This window comes from Natronococcus sp. CG52 (assembly GCF_023913515.1).
Taxonomy (GTDB): domain Archaea; phylum Halobacteriota; class Halobacteria; order Halobacteriales; family Natrialbaceae; genus Natronococcus; species Natronococcus zhouii.
The window spans coordinates 1605996-1620284 of the sequence record NZ_CP099391.1; the positions used below are offsets into that span (position 1 = coordinate 1605996).

Genomic DNA, 14289 nt, shown 5'->3' on the forward strand with positions numbered 1-14289 from the left:
GACATCCTGACGACGGCGGGCGATCGATGTTTACTTTTATTGGGGCCGATGGTGAGTGGACGGCTATGTATGCCGGCGAGCGGGACGACCACCGCAACGCCCTCGGACGAGAGGTGAAGCGATGAGCCGAGCGGTAATACAGGTATCGCTGTTCGTCGCTATCCTGACTGGGTGTTTTCTGACAATCTATTTTGCGCGCCAGCTACGAGCCGATCCGTCGCCCGACGGCGGCTACGCAGCCATCGGTGAGCACGGGCTCACCTGGAGCGAAGCGAAAGCGGCCGCGATTCGCTGGACGACGACGACGAATCACCGAGAGATCGGCTTGCTCTACATCGCGTTCGGCACGGTCGCAGCGCTCTGGGGCGGGGTCGACGCGATGATGATTCGGACGCACCTGTTGACTCCCGCTGCGGATATCTGGACGGAGCAGACTTACAACGAACTGTTCACGATGCACGGGCTGACGATGCTCATCTTCTTCGTCGCCCCGGTCTTCTTTGGTATCGGGAACTACTTCCTGCCGCTGCTGATCGGCGCCGACGACATGGCGTTTCCCCGGCTGAACGCCGTCGGCTTCTGGATGCTGCCGCCTGCACTCCTGCTCTCCCGTCTCGGGATCATCGCCGAGGTGACGGGAACATCGCTCGCGCTGGTCGTTCCCGAGGAGTGGCTCTCCATTCTGTTCGCGCTGCGCGAGCCAGCGATCGGCTGGACCATGTACGCACCGCTTTCTTCGACGACGCCGGACCCGCAGATCAACTTTCTCCTGCTTGGCCTCCACCTGAGCGGCATCGCGACGACGATCGCCGCGATCAACTTCGTGACGACCGTCGTCTACGAGCGCGCCGATGGAGTCGGCTGGGCGAACCTCGACATCTTCTCGTGGAACATGCTCGTTACGAGCGGTATCGCCCTCTTTGCGTTCCCGCTGCTCGGGACTGCCCTCCTCATGTTGCTGTTCGACCGGAACTTCGGAACGACCTTCTTCGCTACCGAGGGTGGCGGTGCCATCCTCTGGCAGCATCTCTTCTGGTTCTGGGGCCACCCCGAGGTGTATATCGTCTTCCTCCCTGCAACGGGACTGATGAGTCTCATCTTACCGAAATTCGTCGGCCGCAAACTGTTCGGCTTCAAGTTCATCGTCTATTCGACGATCGCGATCGGCGTCCTCTCCTTTGGCGTCTGGGCCCATCATATGTTCACGACGGGGGTCGATCCGCGTATCCGAGCGAGTTTTATGGCAACCTCGATCGCGATCGCCGTACCGAGCGCGATCAAGATCTTCAACTGGATCACGACGATCTGGAACGGAAACGTCAAACTCGCGGCCCCGCTCGTGCTCTGTGTCGGCGGCATCGCCACGTTCATCTACGGCGGCATCACCGGCGTCTTCCTCGCGGTGATACCCATCGACATCATCTACCACGACACCTACTACGTCGTGGGTCACTTCCATCTCATCATCATGGGTATTATCCCGCTCATGATGTTCGCCGCGAGCTACTACTGGTATCCGATCATCACGGGCAGACTGTACGACCGCCGGCTGGCACTCTTTCAGTCGATTCTGCTGGTCATCGGGGTTGCCCTGACGTTCGGGACGCTCATGATCATCGGCTTCCTCGAGCTCCCACGCCGGTACGCGACCTACCCCGCCGAGTTCCAGACGCTGCAGATTGTCGCAACGGTCGGTTCGTACATCATCGGACTCAGCGTCATGCTGTGGTTATACAACGTGCTCTGGTCGTACTTCCAGGGTGAACCGGTCGAGACGGCCGACCCGTGGGATCTCAAGTCGACGAACCAGTTCAGCCGCGAGTGGCAGTGGTTCGAGGAGAAACTCGAGCGCGAGCGCGGGATCCCCCCGAGCGAACCCGCGGAGGTCCGTCGAACCTACATGCCGGCCCAGGAGGAGGAGCCACCGTCGCTCTACGGCCGGATCGTTCCGGTCGCCCGAACCGTCGTCAACGACGCCGGCACGGGTGCGATCGGTGGCTTCGTCGGAACGGTGCTCATGACCGGCGTGCTGGCCGTCGCCGTACTGCTCGGCGTGTTCGACCTCGAGTCGTTCGCCGATCTGGCCACGCTTGTCGGGCTACCCGCAAACACCACGTTCGGATACGTGGTCTTCCTCGCCGGCGGGATGACGACCTGGCCGCTGCTGTTCCTGGCGCTCGGCGAATACCTGCCGGGTGAGCTCTCGCTGGTCACCGGCCTCTGGTACTCGACGGTCATCGCCTCCGGGTTCGCCATCGGGTTCTTCACCGGCCAGACGGGTCTCGAACTGGTCACGTATCTGCTGTTCGTGTTGCTCTCCCACTGGGTCTACGGACTCGGGCTCGCCGGGACAGTCGAGTACCTCGGTAGCCGACACCCGTCGCCACCGGAGGACCAGGGATGAGTCCGGACGACGCACCCGAGCGAGACGGCCCCGCCGAGGACGACATCGAAATCGAGGGCGAGCCGACCGAATCCGAGGAGTCGCTGTTCCTCACGTACGTGGCGCCGTTTCTCGGCGTCCTCCTGATCGCCGTGGGGATTCCGCTCGCGATCCTCGGCGGCTACGTCGTCATGCAGGACACGCTCGGACTCTGCGGCGATCCGGATCTCGAGATCCGCGCGCTCGAGGATGACGAGCGGCCGTCGACGACTGTCGGGGATCTCGAGTACGAGGAACTCTCGGACGCCGAGCAGCGCGCGCTCGAGGAAGCCATCGACAGTCCGCTCGAGGAAGCCGCGGTCGAAGGCGAGATGGCGAACGAGGACGTCCTGCTCGAGGGTGCCATCGTCGAGGTCGACGACGACCGGTACTACGTCCGCATCGCGTCCCTGAACTCCTGTCTCGAGACCGAGCCGCTGTTGTTCCCGATCGGTGTCATCGGGATCCTTCTGGGAGTGGCGGGCGTGTTGACGCCGCCGATCTACCGGAAGATGGCCGGATTCGAGGAACGCATCCAGCGGTGACGACTCGCGGAGTCGACGGGTCGGAGCGCCGTTACTCCTCTTCCGGAGTATTGTACGTGCTCGGATCCGGCTCCGGCGGGATTCCGTCGCCGTCGCCCGGCTGTTCGGCGAGGTAGGAGAACTCGCCCTTGCCGTCCGGGGCGTCCCCCTGGGTCCAGGGCGCTTCCGGATCCGGCTGCGGCTCCCGGCGGGTCGACACGAACGCGTAGTTGACCTCCTGGTTCTCCTCCTCCTGCGGGAAGCTCGCCGGAACCGGGACCGGATCGTCCAGGGACTCGAGCGCCTCGAGCCACTGGTTCTGGTGCATCGTGTCGCGGGCGATGAGATACGAGAGCATGTCCTTCATTCCGGGATCGTCGGTGTACTCCCAGAGCCGAGTCGCGAGGGTGCGGCCGGTCGCTTCGGCCATCACGTTCGCGTAGAGGTCGCCCGCGAGGTTTCCCGAGGCGGCGACGTATCCGCCGGTGAAGGGCACGCCGTTACTGTCGACGGGCATCGCCGAGAGGCCCGATGAGAGGAACTGACGCGGGTTCTGTCCGGTCATCGCCGCGGCGGCGGCCGCGGTCTCTTCGGTTTCCTCGCGCATCTGCTTCGGTGATCTCCGAAGGTTCTTCGTGACCGCCGTCGCGAGCATCTCGATGTGGCCGAGTTCCTCGACTGCGGTCTCCATCAGTAGGTTTCGATACCCTTCGTACTCCTCGGGAAGCGCCCAGGCCTGGAACATGTACTGGAGCGCGACGCGCATCTCGCCTTCCTGTCCGCCGATCGCTTGCTGGAGGAGCTTCGCGAAGTGCGGATCCGGTTCTTCGACGGTAACCTCGTACTGTAACTCTGGTTCGTGAAAGAACATCCACCGTCACCGGCCATCGCCAACGGTATAAACGACAGTTGCGGCCGCCGCTGAAAGTACTCGAAAGGAGCCGTTATCGAGCGCGGAGGAGTAAGTGGGAGAGAACAGTCACCGATAGCGCGAGATCGACGTCTCAGCATGGCAAACGACTATGCTACCCTCGATGGTCGAACAGGGCGTGAGAATCGATGGATCGAAACAGCTTCCGACCGGTATCGCGACGAACGTTCGCCAAGTACGGCCTGCTCACGGCGGGAACGGTTTCCGGTGTCTCGGGTGCGACTGCGAGCGACGGCCACGCGTCGAACGAGGTGCCTCGTGAAGGCGGCTCCAACGAGAGCACGGCGATCGCCGAACGCGGAGTGATGCTTCCGTACCAGTTCGTGCCGGATAGCCGGTTCGCGGTCGTCGAGCGCGACCTGGCCTGGCAGCCGGCGAGCCTCGAGTCGACCTCTCGGACGCACGTAATCCGATACGAACACTCCCCCTCGTTTCGAGCGTTTCTCTTCACCGGGACGCCCCTTCGATCGGGGCGATCGTTCGCACTCGGGGAGGCACTGGAATTCCCGACGGACACGGACCGTCACCTCGTTTCCGTCGGCGTCGAGGGTCTCGAATCGACCGGCTCCGACGCGCAGTGAGCGGTCCGCTTCTCAGACGGGGTCCGTGAATGAGCACTGTGGCTTTTTTCTACTGGACCTCGTACGAGATTCCCTCCCGAGGTGAATTCGGTGGATGACAACGACGAGAAACAACGAGCCGCGGCGAGATGTGAACAGTGTGGCGCGATCGGAATCGTCAAGCGGCAGTCCGACGGCACGCTCAAACCGCTCGGACAGCCGACGCTCTGTGACTGTCCCGACGGTACGCTTCGCGTCCTCGAGACCGATCCCGATACCGACGACCTTCCCTGACGGCGATTCGAGACGCGGAGTTCGACGGCGGCGCGATCAGAGCGCGCCGCCGACGTAGAGGACGATCACGAGGAGGACCCAGACGACGTCGACGAAGTGCCAGTACAGCGAGACGGTCGCGACGGAGACGTCCCGGTCGGGACCGTAGTGACCCCGGAGGGCGCGCCAGAAGACCGCGCCGATGCCGCCGATGCCCAGCGCGACGTGAATACCGTGCAGTCCGGTCAGCCCGAAGAAGGCGCTCCCGAAGATCCCCGTCGAGAGCGCGAATCCCTCGTGGACGACGAACTCGTAATACTCGATGACCTGGCCGCCGAGGAAGACGACTCCGAGAAGGAGTGTCGTCCCGAGCAGTCCGAGAAACCGCCGTCGGTTGTCGTCGTGCAACGCCTCGTGTGCGTAGTGGAACGTGACGCTGCTCGCGAGCAGGATCAGCGTGTTGACCAGGACCAGCGACGTCAACAGCGGCGGCAACTCCTGGGGCGGCCAGCTACCGATCCGCACGAAGAAGTAGTAGATGAACAGCGCACCGAACGTCGAAACGTCCGTCGCGAGAAAGAGCAGCGTCGTCGAGACGTACGACTGCCGGGAGTTCCCGTGCTCGTCTCGCGTCCCGAGAAACGCCTGGTCGACCCAGCCGGCGACGCCGGCCAGCAGGACGATCGTTCCGAGGACGGCGAGAACGACGCCGACGACTGGAGGGAGGACGCCGGCCGCGGCTCCGAGCAGGGCGATCGCGACTCCGCTGTAGAGCCCGCCGGCACCGAGTGCGGCGACGAGCGGCCACTTGCTCTCGTGTTCGTGGTCGTCGTGATCGCCGTGTGATTCCGGCGGCGGATTGTGCGGCCCGTATCCGGCGCTGTCGGCTTGCAGCTCCCGGGACGAGTCGGGACCGGTCCCTGTTCCCATACCCCCGATACGACGTCGACTCCGAAAAAGTACCGCCGATCAGTAGAAGTAGTCGTCTTCGGTGAGCTGGACGTAGCGGCCGTCGCGGTACGAGAACTTTCGTTTCTTGTATGCCGCGAGGAGCTTCGTTGCGGAGATGCCGGCGGCGTACCCCCGTTCGATAATTGCCCCGCTCTTCTCGGTACCCTGCATCCCGTCGATGGTATCGAACGCTCGGTCCCAGTCGTCGGGGCCGTACTCCGCGACGATATCGGCGAAGGCGACGTTACGCAGGATTTCGTCGCCGATCGCGCGCTTCCAGACCTCGTTGTAGCTCTCGAGCGAGTCGGTCGCGGCGAGGCGACCGGCGATCTTGCCGGTTCGAACCGCAACGTGGTAGCCGCCCTCGTGGAACGCCGAGGTGGTCCCCATCGCCCCGCCGGCGACGGCGATGTTCGCACCGACGGGCGACTCGATCGGCCGCGTCGAGGATATCGGATACGTCTCCGTCCCCTTCGATTTCCCGCGGTCCTCGACGATCGGAATGTCCGTCTCGATATCGTACTCGTCGCCGTACTCCTGCTCGAGGAGGCGCCTGATGTACTCCGAACCCGAGGGGATCTGCTCGTCGGTCGGTTCCAAAAGCGCGTAGGAATCGGGGTTCGAGACGTCCGCGAGATCCATGCCGATGGGCATCGTCAGACCGACGCGGGCGACCGTCCCGTCGTTGGGGAACACCCACGGATAGGCGGTCTCGCCCGGCATGTACCCCCACCAGAACTTGAGGCGATCCTCCTCGAACAGCTCCGGCGGGAACTCCCGGTACTCCTGGTAGGCGATGTGGTTCGCCTCCGGTGGCGAGAGGTACTCTGAAACGCTCCGACCGGGGGCGGTGAACTGGTCCAGTGCCTCGAGCGTGATCCGCCGCTGTGGACCGTCTGCGAGGACGACGTACTGAGCCTCGATCCGGTCGCCGTTCGAGAGCGTCAGCGTGTGGGTCGGTCCGCCCTGCGCCCGCAGGTCGGTCTCGAGTGATTTCACGCCCGTCCCGACCCGGAGGTCGGCACCCGCGTCGCTCGCCCGTTCGTGGAGCCAGTCGTCCATGCGGGCGCGGTGGAACGTGTAGCCGAAGTGCGGATACTCGGCGTCCATTCCGGTGGTCGTCAGTTCGACCCGACTCTCGGGGCCGATGAACTCGGTGGACTCGAGTTCCTGCAGGATGATCTCGTCGGGAATTTCCCGATAGTCGAAGCCCATGATGTCGATCCAGTAGTCGAGCATGCCCGCGGCGTCGGTCGAGTCGGGCCCGAGTTCCGCCCGATCTTCCCGTGGCACACCCTGTTCGAAGAGGACCGTCTCGGCGCCGTGGGCGGCGGCCCGCTCCGCAGCAGCGGTGCCAGCGGGCCCACCGCCGACGATCGCGACGTCAACGCGTTCCATACTCCGTTGGGTCTCAGCGGGTCATATTAAACTGCCTGAAACTCGTATCGAAAAACCGTCGTGTTCTCGGCGACGGAGACCGTGAACTGAACGCTTTTCACGACACCGGTCGACGCCTCTGATATGACTGCTGTCGACGAGACGCCGTCACCCGGTGGAACCGACGATCCGGACCTGCTCGTCCTCCGAAAGGGAACTCACGGAATTCCGATCGAACAGTACGCCGCGGCGCTCCGGGAGCGACTCCCCGACCGAACCGTCGAACTCGCCCGCACCCCCGCAGCAGAGCGCGAGGCGATCGTGGACGCCCGCTTCGTCACCGGGATGGTCCTCGACGAGGAGTTGCTCGAGACCGCCGCAAATCTGGAGGTGTTCGCCTGCGCGTACGCCGGCACCGGTCACCTGCCGCTCGAGGGCCTCGAGGAGCGCGGCGTCGCGGTGACGAACGCCTCGGGCGTCCACGGGCCGAACATCGGCGAACACGTCCTGGGCTCGATCCTGTACTTCACCCGTCGGTTCAACGTCGCCGAGCGCAGGCAGTGTCGACGGGAGTGGCGCCACTACCGGGCCCACGAACTCCAGGGATCGACCGTCACGGTCGTCGGCCTCGGTGCGATCGGGCGGGCGGTCTGCGACCGACTCGAGCCGTTCGGCGTCGACACGATCGGCGTCCGCTACTCGCCCGAGAAGGGCGGTCCGACGGACGAGGTCGTCGGATTCGAGGAGGAACCGTTTCACGACGCGCTCGCCCGGACGGACTACCTCGTCCTCGCGTGCCCGCTCACGGACGTCACGCGCGGGCTGGTCGACGAGGACGCCATGATCACGATCGATCCCGAGGCCGTGATCGTCAACATCGCCCGCGGACCGGTGATCGACACCGACGCGCTCGTCGACGCGCTGCGGTCGAACTGGATCCGCGGCGCCGCCCTCGACGTCACCGATCCCGAACCGCTTCCCGAGGAGCACCCGCTGTGGAACCTCGGAAACGTCCACATCACGCCGCACAACGCCGGTCACACGCCCGAGTACTACGAACGGCTGGCCGACATCGTCGCCGAGAACGTCCGCCGGTTCGACGGGGAAGGATCGGACGCCGACCTCGAGAACCAGATCGGTCTCTGACCCGCTCGAGCGTAGTCGACCCACCGCTTCCCTCGCCGCTTCCGCGTGTATCTTTTTGGCCGGGGAGAACGACACTCCGACTATGGAACCGCGAGCGACCGCTCGGTCGACGCACCCGTACCGACTCACCACTGGCCGTTCGGTTCCGAAGGTGGAACGATGACGCTCGCGTTAGACGGGACGGTGATCGTTCCCGTGGCCGATCCGGACGACGGCGAGCGGACCGCCGCGGCGCTCGAACCCCATCTCGAGACGAGCAGCACGGTGATCGTCGTCAACGTCATCGAGAAGTCGGGCGGCGGGATCGACAAGGCGTCGGTGGAACAGCGCGAGGAGCACGCAGACGACATCTTCAGGCGGGTCAGAACGACGCTCGACGACGCGCCCGGCACGCTCGAGACGAAGACGATCTACGGAACCGACATCGTCGAACGCATCTTCGAGGCCGCACGGGAGGAACGCGCCGACGCCGTCGTGTTCAACGCTCGCGAGGGGAACCGGCTCGCCGAGTTGCTGACCGGTAACGTGGCGAGACGGCTGGTCAAGGGGGCGGCCGTACCGGTCGTTGCTCTGCCGCGGAAGGAGTCCTGAACCGCGCCGACCGAACGCCGACAGCAGTTCGGACGGTTACCGGTAGTCGTCGCGCTCGTCGACCGAGTCGAGTCGGACCAGAAGCTCCGTTCCGGCTTCGCGAAGGGAAACGGTGTTCGTCTCGAGGTCGAACTCGACGGCGTCGGCCGCTTCGAGTTTCGGGACGTGAACGTGGCGCAGGGAGATACGAATACGGCGTCGCGTTCCGAGAAGCGCGTCACCCAGGTCGGCGACCGGTCCGCTCTCGCCGGGTTGTTCCTCGAGCGCGACGTGGTCGGCGAGGTCGTCCACCGGCACGGGCGAGTCGGCCATCTCGAGATATCGAAGGACGGCCCGGCGGCGGCGGTCGGCGAGCAGGTCGAACGCCGAACTCGCCCCGTCCGGAGACTCGGTCACGGACGTCAGGGACTCCGGATCGGACATGACTGGTAGCATTGCCTGTGATAGCGGCCAGAGGCATTTGTGCACCCCGCCAAACTGTGAAGGGAGTAACGACGAGTTCGTCAGGAAGCACCCCGATCGAGCGCGAACAGCGGCGTTCCGACTCGAGGACGATCACCCGGACGTAACGACCGGGGACGAAAACGGGGTGAGGAACTCGAACGCGGCCTAGAGGTAGCCGTTCTCGAGCAGCAGTTCGCCGTTCAGGACGCTCGCGCCGGCGGCACCGCGGATCGTGTTGTGGGCGAGGCAGTTGTACTGCAGGCCGAAGGAAGACTCGCGCAGGCCGCCCGCGGCGATGGCCATCCCGTCGCCGAGCGTGCGGTCGAGGCGGGGCTGCGGTCGATCCGGCTCCTCGAAGACGCGGATGAGCGGTTCGGGCGAGGAGCGCAGGTCGAGCGAGGGGTACTCCCGCATCGCTGTGGCGGCCTCGTCGGGGCTCGGTTCGTCTTCGGTCTCGACCCAGACGTTCTCGAGGTGGCCGTCGATCGTCGGAATCCGGTTACAGGAGGCGGCGACCTCGACGCCGTTGTGACTGAGCGCGGCGCCGTCGAACTCGCCGAGCAGTTTTCGGGACTCGGTCTCGAGTTTGTCCTCCTCGCTGCCGATGTAGGGGATGGCGTTGTCGATGATCTCCATCGAACTGACGCCGTCGTAGCCGGCGCCGGAGACGGCCTGGAGGGTCGCGACGTGAACCTTCTCGAGGCCGAACTCCGCGAGCGCGGCGAGTGTGGGAACGAAGGTGATCGTCGAACAGTTGGGGTTCTTGACCATCGCGCCGTCCCAGCCGCGCTCGTCGCGCTGGACCTCGAGGAGGTCGAGGTGTTCGGCGTTGACCTCCGGGATGACGAGGGGCACGTCGTCGTCCATCCGCGCGTTCGAGGAGTTCGAGGACATGACGTAGCCCGCCTCACAGAACGCGGGTTCGACCTCCGCGCCGACGCTCGAGGGGAGCGAGGAGAACAGCAGGTCGACGTCGTCGGGCACCGCGTCCGGCTCGGTCGCCGAGACGGTGGTTTCCGCGACGTCCTCGGGAATGGGACTGTCGACGCGCCACTTTGCGGCCTGTCGGTACGTCTTGCCGGCGCTCGATTCGCTCGCGGTCAGCGCGGCGATTTCGAACTCCGGATGCGGGTCGAGAAGCTGAATCAGTCGTTGCCCGACGGCTCCGGTTGCGCCGAGTACGCCTACTCGTACTGCCATTTTCCCGTCCTCGGAGTTGTGACCGCAAAACGGTTTGGATTTCCGCGACTGCTGCGGGTTCGTTACAGCCGAGTGAACCGTCCGCGGTGGTGACCGTCGGCAGACGACCGCATAGAAGAAATTAAGAAAACGGAGTGGGAGGTATCGACCGATGCACTACCAGAATCCACGCGTTTCGAGTACCGATCCGGTCCGGTTCGCGTCGGCAGCGGACGCCGAGACAACCGATCAGCGACGCGTCGTCACCGCCAGCGATTCGGGGTGGTCCCGATGACGGGTTCGACCGCGAACACCGGCGATCTGGGCCTGTTCGATACGACGTTCAGCACCGGCGCGACGGTCCTCTCGGCGCTCGCGCTCCTGATCGGAATCGGCTTCATGGTGATGGGGTACCAGGATATGGCCCTTCCCGTCGTCGGAACGGAGCTCTCGATTCTCACGGGAATGGTCGGTCTCCTGTTCGGTCTGTTCATCGCTATCGTGGCGTTCGTCGCCGCGGTCTACATGGAACCCGGCTTCGACGACGAACACTAGCTGGATCACTCGGCACGCCGAACGGCCGTTCTGGCAGCTCTCCGACTTTCGCGTTCGACCCGCGGTTACTGACGGCTCTCGGGTTTCGAATTCGGCGAGTGCCCTCGAACTACCTCGTTCGAGCCGAGAATCGAGTTACGCTGCAGTTTCGGCGCCTTTCTTCCGCGTGACGTAGCCGGCGATCCGGTTGCGAACGCCCTTGGATTCGACGTTCGTGAGCTTGTCGACGCTGTCCTTGTTCTGTTCGAAGTCGGTCGTGAACGCGTCCGGGTACCGCTCCAGCAGCAGGTTCCCGGTCTTCTTGACGTAGGCCGGTTTGATTGCCATACAGGGTGGTTCTTCGAGCGCGCCCTAAAGCCATTCGTTCTGCGGCGGGGCCCAGTATCGCGGATTTCCGGCGGCGCGCGGCGGTCGGCGTCTCCGCTCCGTCACCACTCCGAGTACTCGCGCACGCGCTCGAGTGCGTCTCGCTCCCGTCGGCTCCCGGCGCGGTCGACGACCGACGCACAGTACTCGAGGCGGTCTCGCAGTTCTCCGTCGTCGTACCCCTCCACGCCGAGGCGCGAGGCGGCGACGGTCGCCTCGATCACGGCGCCGAAGCCGCGGTCGATCGTCGGCACGGTCTCCGAGACGGTCGCCGCCTCGAGGGGATGAAGCTGCCACTCCTCCCATCGCGTTTCTCCCTCGATTCCCGAATCGACCTGCTCGACTCGCACCCGAACCCAGGCGTTCGCCGACTCGAGTACCGGCTCCTCGAGTTCGCGGATCGAGAGCGCGGCGTCGACGAAGTCGACGGGGTCGGCGGTGAACTGGACGTACCCCCCGCCCTGACGGTGGAAGTTCCGCCGGGTCCGGGTGTTTCCCCAGGTTTTCGCGGTGACGGGACCCGGGTCACCGTCGTCATCGTCATCGTCATCGTCGCCGCACAGTCCGAGTGCCGCGGCGTTCCACCGGCCGTTAGGACCGAGCGTCGTCACGACGGACTCGGTGACGCCCTCGAGCGAGACGGGCCACTCGACCGTCTCGGCGCTCGCGTTCGCCCCCTCCGGCCTCGGATCGTCGCTCATAGCGTGATCGTTTCGTGCTCGAGGGCGATGAACAGTCCGGCCGCGGTGACGTCCGCCGTCGTCCCCGGATTGACGCCGCGATCGACGAGTTCGTCGGCGAACGCCTCGACCGCCTCGCGGTCCGTTTCGACCGCGTCGCGCTCGGACAGTTCGGCGGCGCGCTCGGTCACCTCCGCCGCGACGGCCTCGCCGCTGCGTTTCGCCACGAGGGTGTCGGGACGCTCCGCGAGCAGGGAGAGAAAGACCGCCGCGGTCCGCTCGAGGATCGGCCCCTTCTCCGCGGCGAGCCGTTCGGCGGCCGTAAAGGAGCGATCGAAGCCGCGGACCCACTCCAGGGCGACGTCGTCGCCGGGAACGCTGCGATCCATCACGTCGAGCAGCGTGAGCCCGCGCTCTTCGAGGGCCGGAATCGCGTCGGTTCCGCGGCGAACGTCGAGCGGTTCCATCGCCTCGGGCGGATCGGAGACGAAGACGTCGACGTGCTCGAACGCCCGGTAGAACGCGGCCGCGTCGGCGACGGTCGTTCCCTCCAGAACGGACTCGACGACGGGCTGTGAGAGGTCGTCGCGGGCGGCCCGGACGAGCGGCGCGAGCAACAGGAGCGCGCCGAACTGGGTGTTTCCGCCCTCCTGGACGGCCATCCCTTCGACCGCACGTTCGAACGACGGACCGACCGCTGCGCCGCTCGCCGCTATCTCGAGGCCGTCGCGAGCGCCGACGGCGCCAGCGAGGAAGTGTTCGAAACGCAGATCGTCGAGGTCGCGGTGGCGGTCGACGTTGCCCGGCTTGGGAGTACCGGCGACCTCGAGCAAGAGCGCGAGTTGGGCGTTCTGAGCGGGATTAGTCATGTGAGTTCCGTGCGTACTCCTGTCGCGCGAGAATACTTGGCTCCGTCGTGACGACGACGTTCCGGAACGGTTCGAACGCCGTCTCGAGTACTCCGGTTGGCCTGCGATCTGCTCGCGAGCGCCGTCGCTCGAACTCGACGACCGGCGTGACCGCACCGCTCATATACGACTGCACCGTATAGGAGCGAAGATGCCGCACCGATCGCGTTACATCTCCGGCCTGGGCGTTCTGCTCATCGTGATCGCGGCAGGGCAATCGACTCTCAAGGTGATCAGTCACGGATCGACGCTGGAAGCGGTGATCGACTTTCTGCTGCTCGGGTTCACGGGCGTGCTGTTTCTGTACGTCGGAAACTGGCTCTCGAGTACCGAACTCGATCCGGAGCTCTATCCGCGGATCGCCGCCTGGAGTCTCGGCGGCGTCGGAGTGATGCTCGTCTTCCTCGTCCTTCGTGCGATTCATCCGGGTATTCCGACCGAATTCACGTTCGGGACGAGAGCGATCACGCTGGCGATCGGTTCGATCGCCGGCCTCGGCATCGGTATCCACGAAGCCCGGGCTATCTCCCGGGAGCAGGAGGTCGAACGCCGGAACGAGGAGCTGGAACGAATACGAGCGAAACTCGAGCGGCGAAACGGCGAGTTGACCCGGACGCAGGCGGAACTCGAGGCGACGGTTCGGAAACTGGAGGCGTCGAACGAGCGGCTGGACCAGTTCGCCTCCACTGCCTCTCACGACCTCCAGGAGCCGCTACGGATGATCTCGAGTTATTTGCAACTGCTGGAGGATCGTCTCGGCGACGAGATCGACGACGAGGCCGAGGAGTTCGTCGAGTATGCGGTCGACGGCGCCGAGCGGATGCAGGTGATGGTCGACGACCTGCTGCAGTACTCGCGAGTCAAAACGCGCGGCGATCCGTTCGAATCGGTCGACCTCGATGCGGTGATCGAGGATGCGTTAACCGATCTGCAGGTGCGAATCGGGGAACGCAACGCCGAGATCACGGCCGACGACCTTCCTCGCGTCGAGGGCGACTCGAGCCAGTTGCGCCAGCTGTTTCAGAACCTCCTGAGCAACGCGATCGAGTACAGCGGTGACGAGCCGCCCCGGATCCACGTCTCCGCCGACCGGATCGGCGACGAGTGGAAGATTTCGGTCCGCGACCACGGAATCGGCATCGACCCCGAGCATCAGCAGCGTATCTTCGAGATTTTCGATCGGCTCCACAGCCACGAGGAACACGAGGGAACGGGCATCGGCCTCGCGCTCTGTCAACGGATCGTCGAGCGCCACGGCGGCGAGATCTGGGTCGACTCCGAACCCGGCGAGGGATCGACGTTCTCCTTTACTCTCGAGCCGGGTATCGAAACGCCGGCACCGTCCGGCACTAACTCCTGTCCTCGATAGCACCGAGGCTCCG

The 14289-nt window shown here is 65.0% G+C and carries 16 protein-coding genes; 8 read left to right on the forward strand and 8 right to left on the reverse strand.

The features are described from left to right. Positions 1–121 precede the first annotated feature (121 nt). Both NED97_RS08165 and NED97_RS08170 read left to right on the forward strand, forming a co-directional pair. On the forward strand, positions 122–2404 hold the full coding sequence (locus NED97_RS08165) for a DUF6789 family protein (RefSeq protein WP_252490209.1): 2283 nt from the start codon (positions 122–124) through the stop codon (positions 2402–2404). After that, positions 2401–2967, forward strand: coding sequence for a hypothetical protein (locus NED97_RS08170; protein WP_252490210.1), 567 nt, complete (start codon positions 2401–2403; stop codon positions 2965–2967). Before NED97_RS08165 ends, NED97_RS08170 begins: the two co-directional genes overlap by 4 nt. 31 nt (positions 2968–2998) lie before the next feature. Here NED97_RS08170 and NED97_RS08175 read toward each other — a convergent pair whose 3' ends face one another. Next, on the reverse strand, positions 2999–3817 hold the full coding sequence (locus NED97_RS08175) for a manganese catalase family protein (RefSeq protein WP_252490211.1): 819 nt from the start codon (positions 3815–3817) through the stop codon (positions 2999–3001). Between the two features lie 188 nt (positions 3818–4005). On the opposite strand from NED97_RS08175, the gene NED97_RS08180 reads away from it, so the two are divergent. Together NED97_RS08180 and NED97_RS08185 are read left to right on the forward strand one after the other, a co-directional pair. Beyond that, the gene (locus NED97_RS08180) at positions 4006–4458 is read left to right on the forward strand and encodes a hypothetical protein (protein WP_252490212.1); all 453 of its coding nucleotides are present in this window, start codon (positions 4006–4008) and stop codon (positions 4456–4458) included. Between the two features lie 90 nt (positions 4459–4548). After that, on the forward strand, positions 4549–4731 hold the full coding sequence (locus NED97_RS08185) for a hypothetical protein (protein ID WP_252490213.1): 183 nt from the start codon (positions 4549–4551) through the stop codon (positions 4729–4731). 36 nt (positions 4732–4767) lie between these two features. Here the strand turns inward: NED97_RS08185 and NED97_RS08190 are convergent, their stop codons facing one another. Further along, positions 4768–5640 carry a cytochrome c oxidase subunit 3 gene (locus tag NED97_RS08190; protein WP_252490214.1) on the reverse strand — a complete coding sequence of 291 codons (873 nt, stop codon included), beginning with the start codon at positions 5638–5640 and terminating at the stop codon, positions 4768–4770. Between the two features lie 39 nt (positions 5641–5679). Then, a complete protein-coding gene (locus NED97_RS08195) occupies positions 5680–7059 on the reverse strand; it encodes an NAD(P)/FAD-dependent oxidoreductase (RefSeq protein ID WP_252490215.1) in 1380 nt (459 codons plus the stop codon). Positions 7060–7182: 123 nt separating this feature from the next. Here NED97_RS08195 and NED97_RS08200 point away from each other — a divergent pair, with 123 nt between their 5' ends. Beyond that, positions 7183–8184 carry a D-2-hydroxyacid dehydrogenase gene (locus NED97_RS08200; protein ID WP_252490216.1) on the forward strand — a complete coding sequence of 334 codons (1002 nt, stop codon included), beginning with the start codon at positions 7183–7185 and terminating at the stop codon, positions 8182–8184. Positions 8185–8343: 159 nt separating this feature from the next. Next, positions 8344–8775, forward strand: coding sequence for a universal stress protein (locus NED97_RS08205; protein WP_252490217.1), 432 nt, complete (start codon positions 8344–8346; stop codon positions 8773–8775). Positions 8776–8811: 36 nt separating this feature from the next. Here the strand turns inward: NED97_RS08205 and NED97_RS08210 are convergent, their stop codons facing one another. Both NED97_RS08210 and asd read right to left on the reverse strand, forming a co-directional pair. Beyond that, a complete protein-coding gene (locus NED97_RS08210) occupies positions 8812–9171 on the reverse strand; it encodes a DUF7344 domain-containing protein (protein ID WP_252490218.1) in 360 nt (119 codons plus the stop codon). Positions 9172–9384: 213 nt separating this feature from the next. Next, positions 9385–10419: an aspartate-semialdehyde dehydrogenase gene (asd, locus tag NED97_RS08215; protein ID WP_252490219.1), complete on the reverse strand. Its 1035-nt coding sequence runs from the start codon at positions 10417–10419 to the stop codon at positions 9385–9387. Between the two features lie 261 nt (positions 10420–10680). Between asd and NED97_RS08220 the strand changes: the two genes are divergently transcribed. Continuing rightward, positions 10681–10953, forward strand: a complete 273-nt coding sequence (locus NED97_RS08220; RefSeq protein WP_252490220.1) for a hypothetical protein — start codon at positions 10681–10683, stop codon at positions 10951–10953. 135 nt (positions 10954–11088) lie between these two features. On the opposite strand, the gene NED97_RS08225 is transcribed toward NED97_RS08220, so the two are convergent. From NED97_RS08225 to NED97_RS08235, 3 genes are all read right to left on the reverse strand, one after another. Beyond that, positions 11089–11280, reverse strand: coding sequence for a 30S ribosomal protein S17e (locus NED97_RS08225; protein WP_148857590.1), 192 nt, complete (start codon positions 11278–11280; stop codon positions 11089–11091). 101 nt (positions 11281–11381) lie between these two features. Beyond that, positions 11382–12020: a DUF447 domain-containing protein gene (locus NED97_RS08230; RefSeq protein ID WP_252490221.1), complete on the reverse strand. Its 639-nt coding sequence runs from the start codon at positions 12018–12020 to the stop codon at positions 11382–11384. Next, on the reverse strand, positions 12017–12868 hold the full coding sequence (locus NED97_RS08235) for a triphosphoribosyl-dephospho-CoA synthase (RefSeq protein WP_252490222.1): 852 nt from the start codon (positions 12866–12868) through the stop codon (positions 12017–12019). The genes NED97_RS08230 and NED97_RS08235 overlap by 4 nt, the downstream gene beginning before the upstream one ends. A 190-nt stretch (positions 12869–13058) precedes the next feature. Between NED97_RS08235 and NED97_RS08240 the strand changes: the two genes are divergently transcribed. Next, the gene (locus tag NED97_RS08240) at positions 13059–14276 is read left to right on the forward strand and encodes a sensor histidine kinase (RefSeq protein ID WP_252490223.1); all 1218 of its coding nucleotides are present in this window, start codon (positions 13059–13061) and stop codon (positions 14274–14276) included. Positions 14277–14289 lie beyond the last annotated feature (13 nt).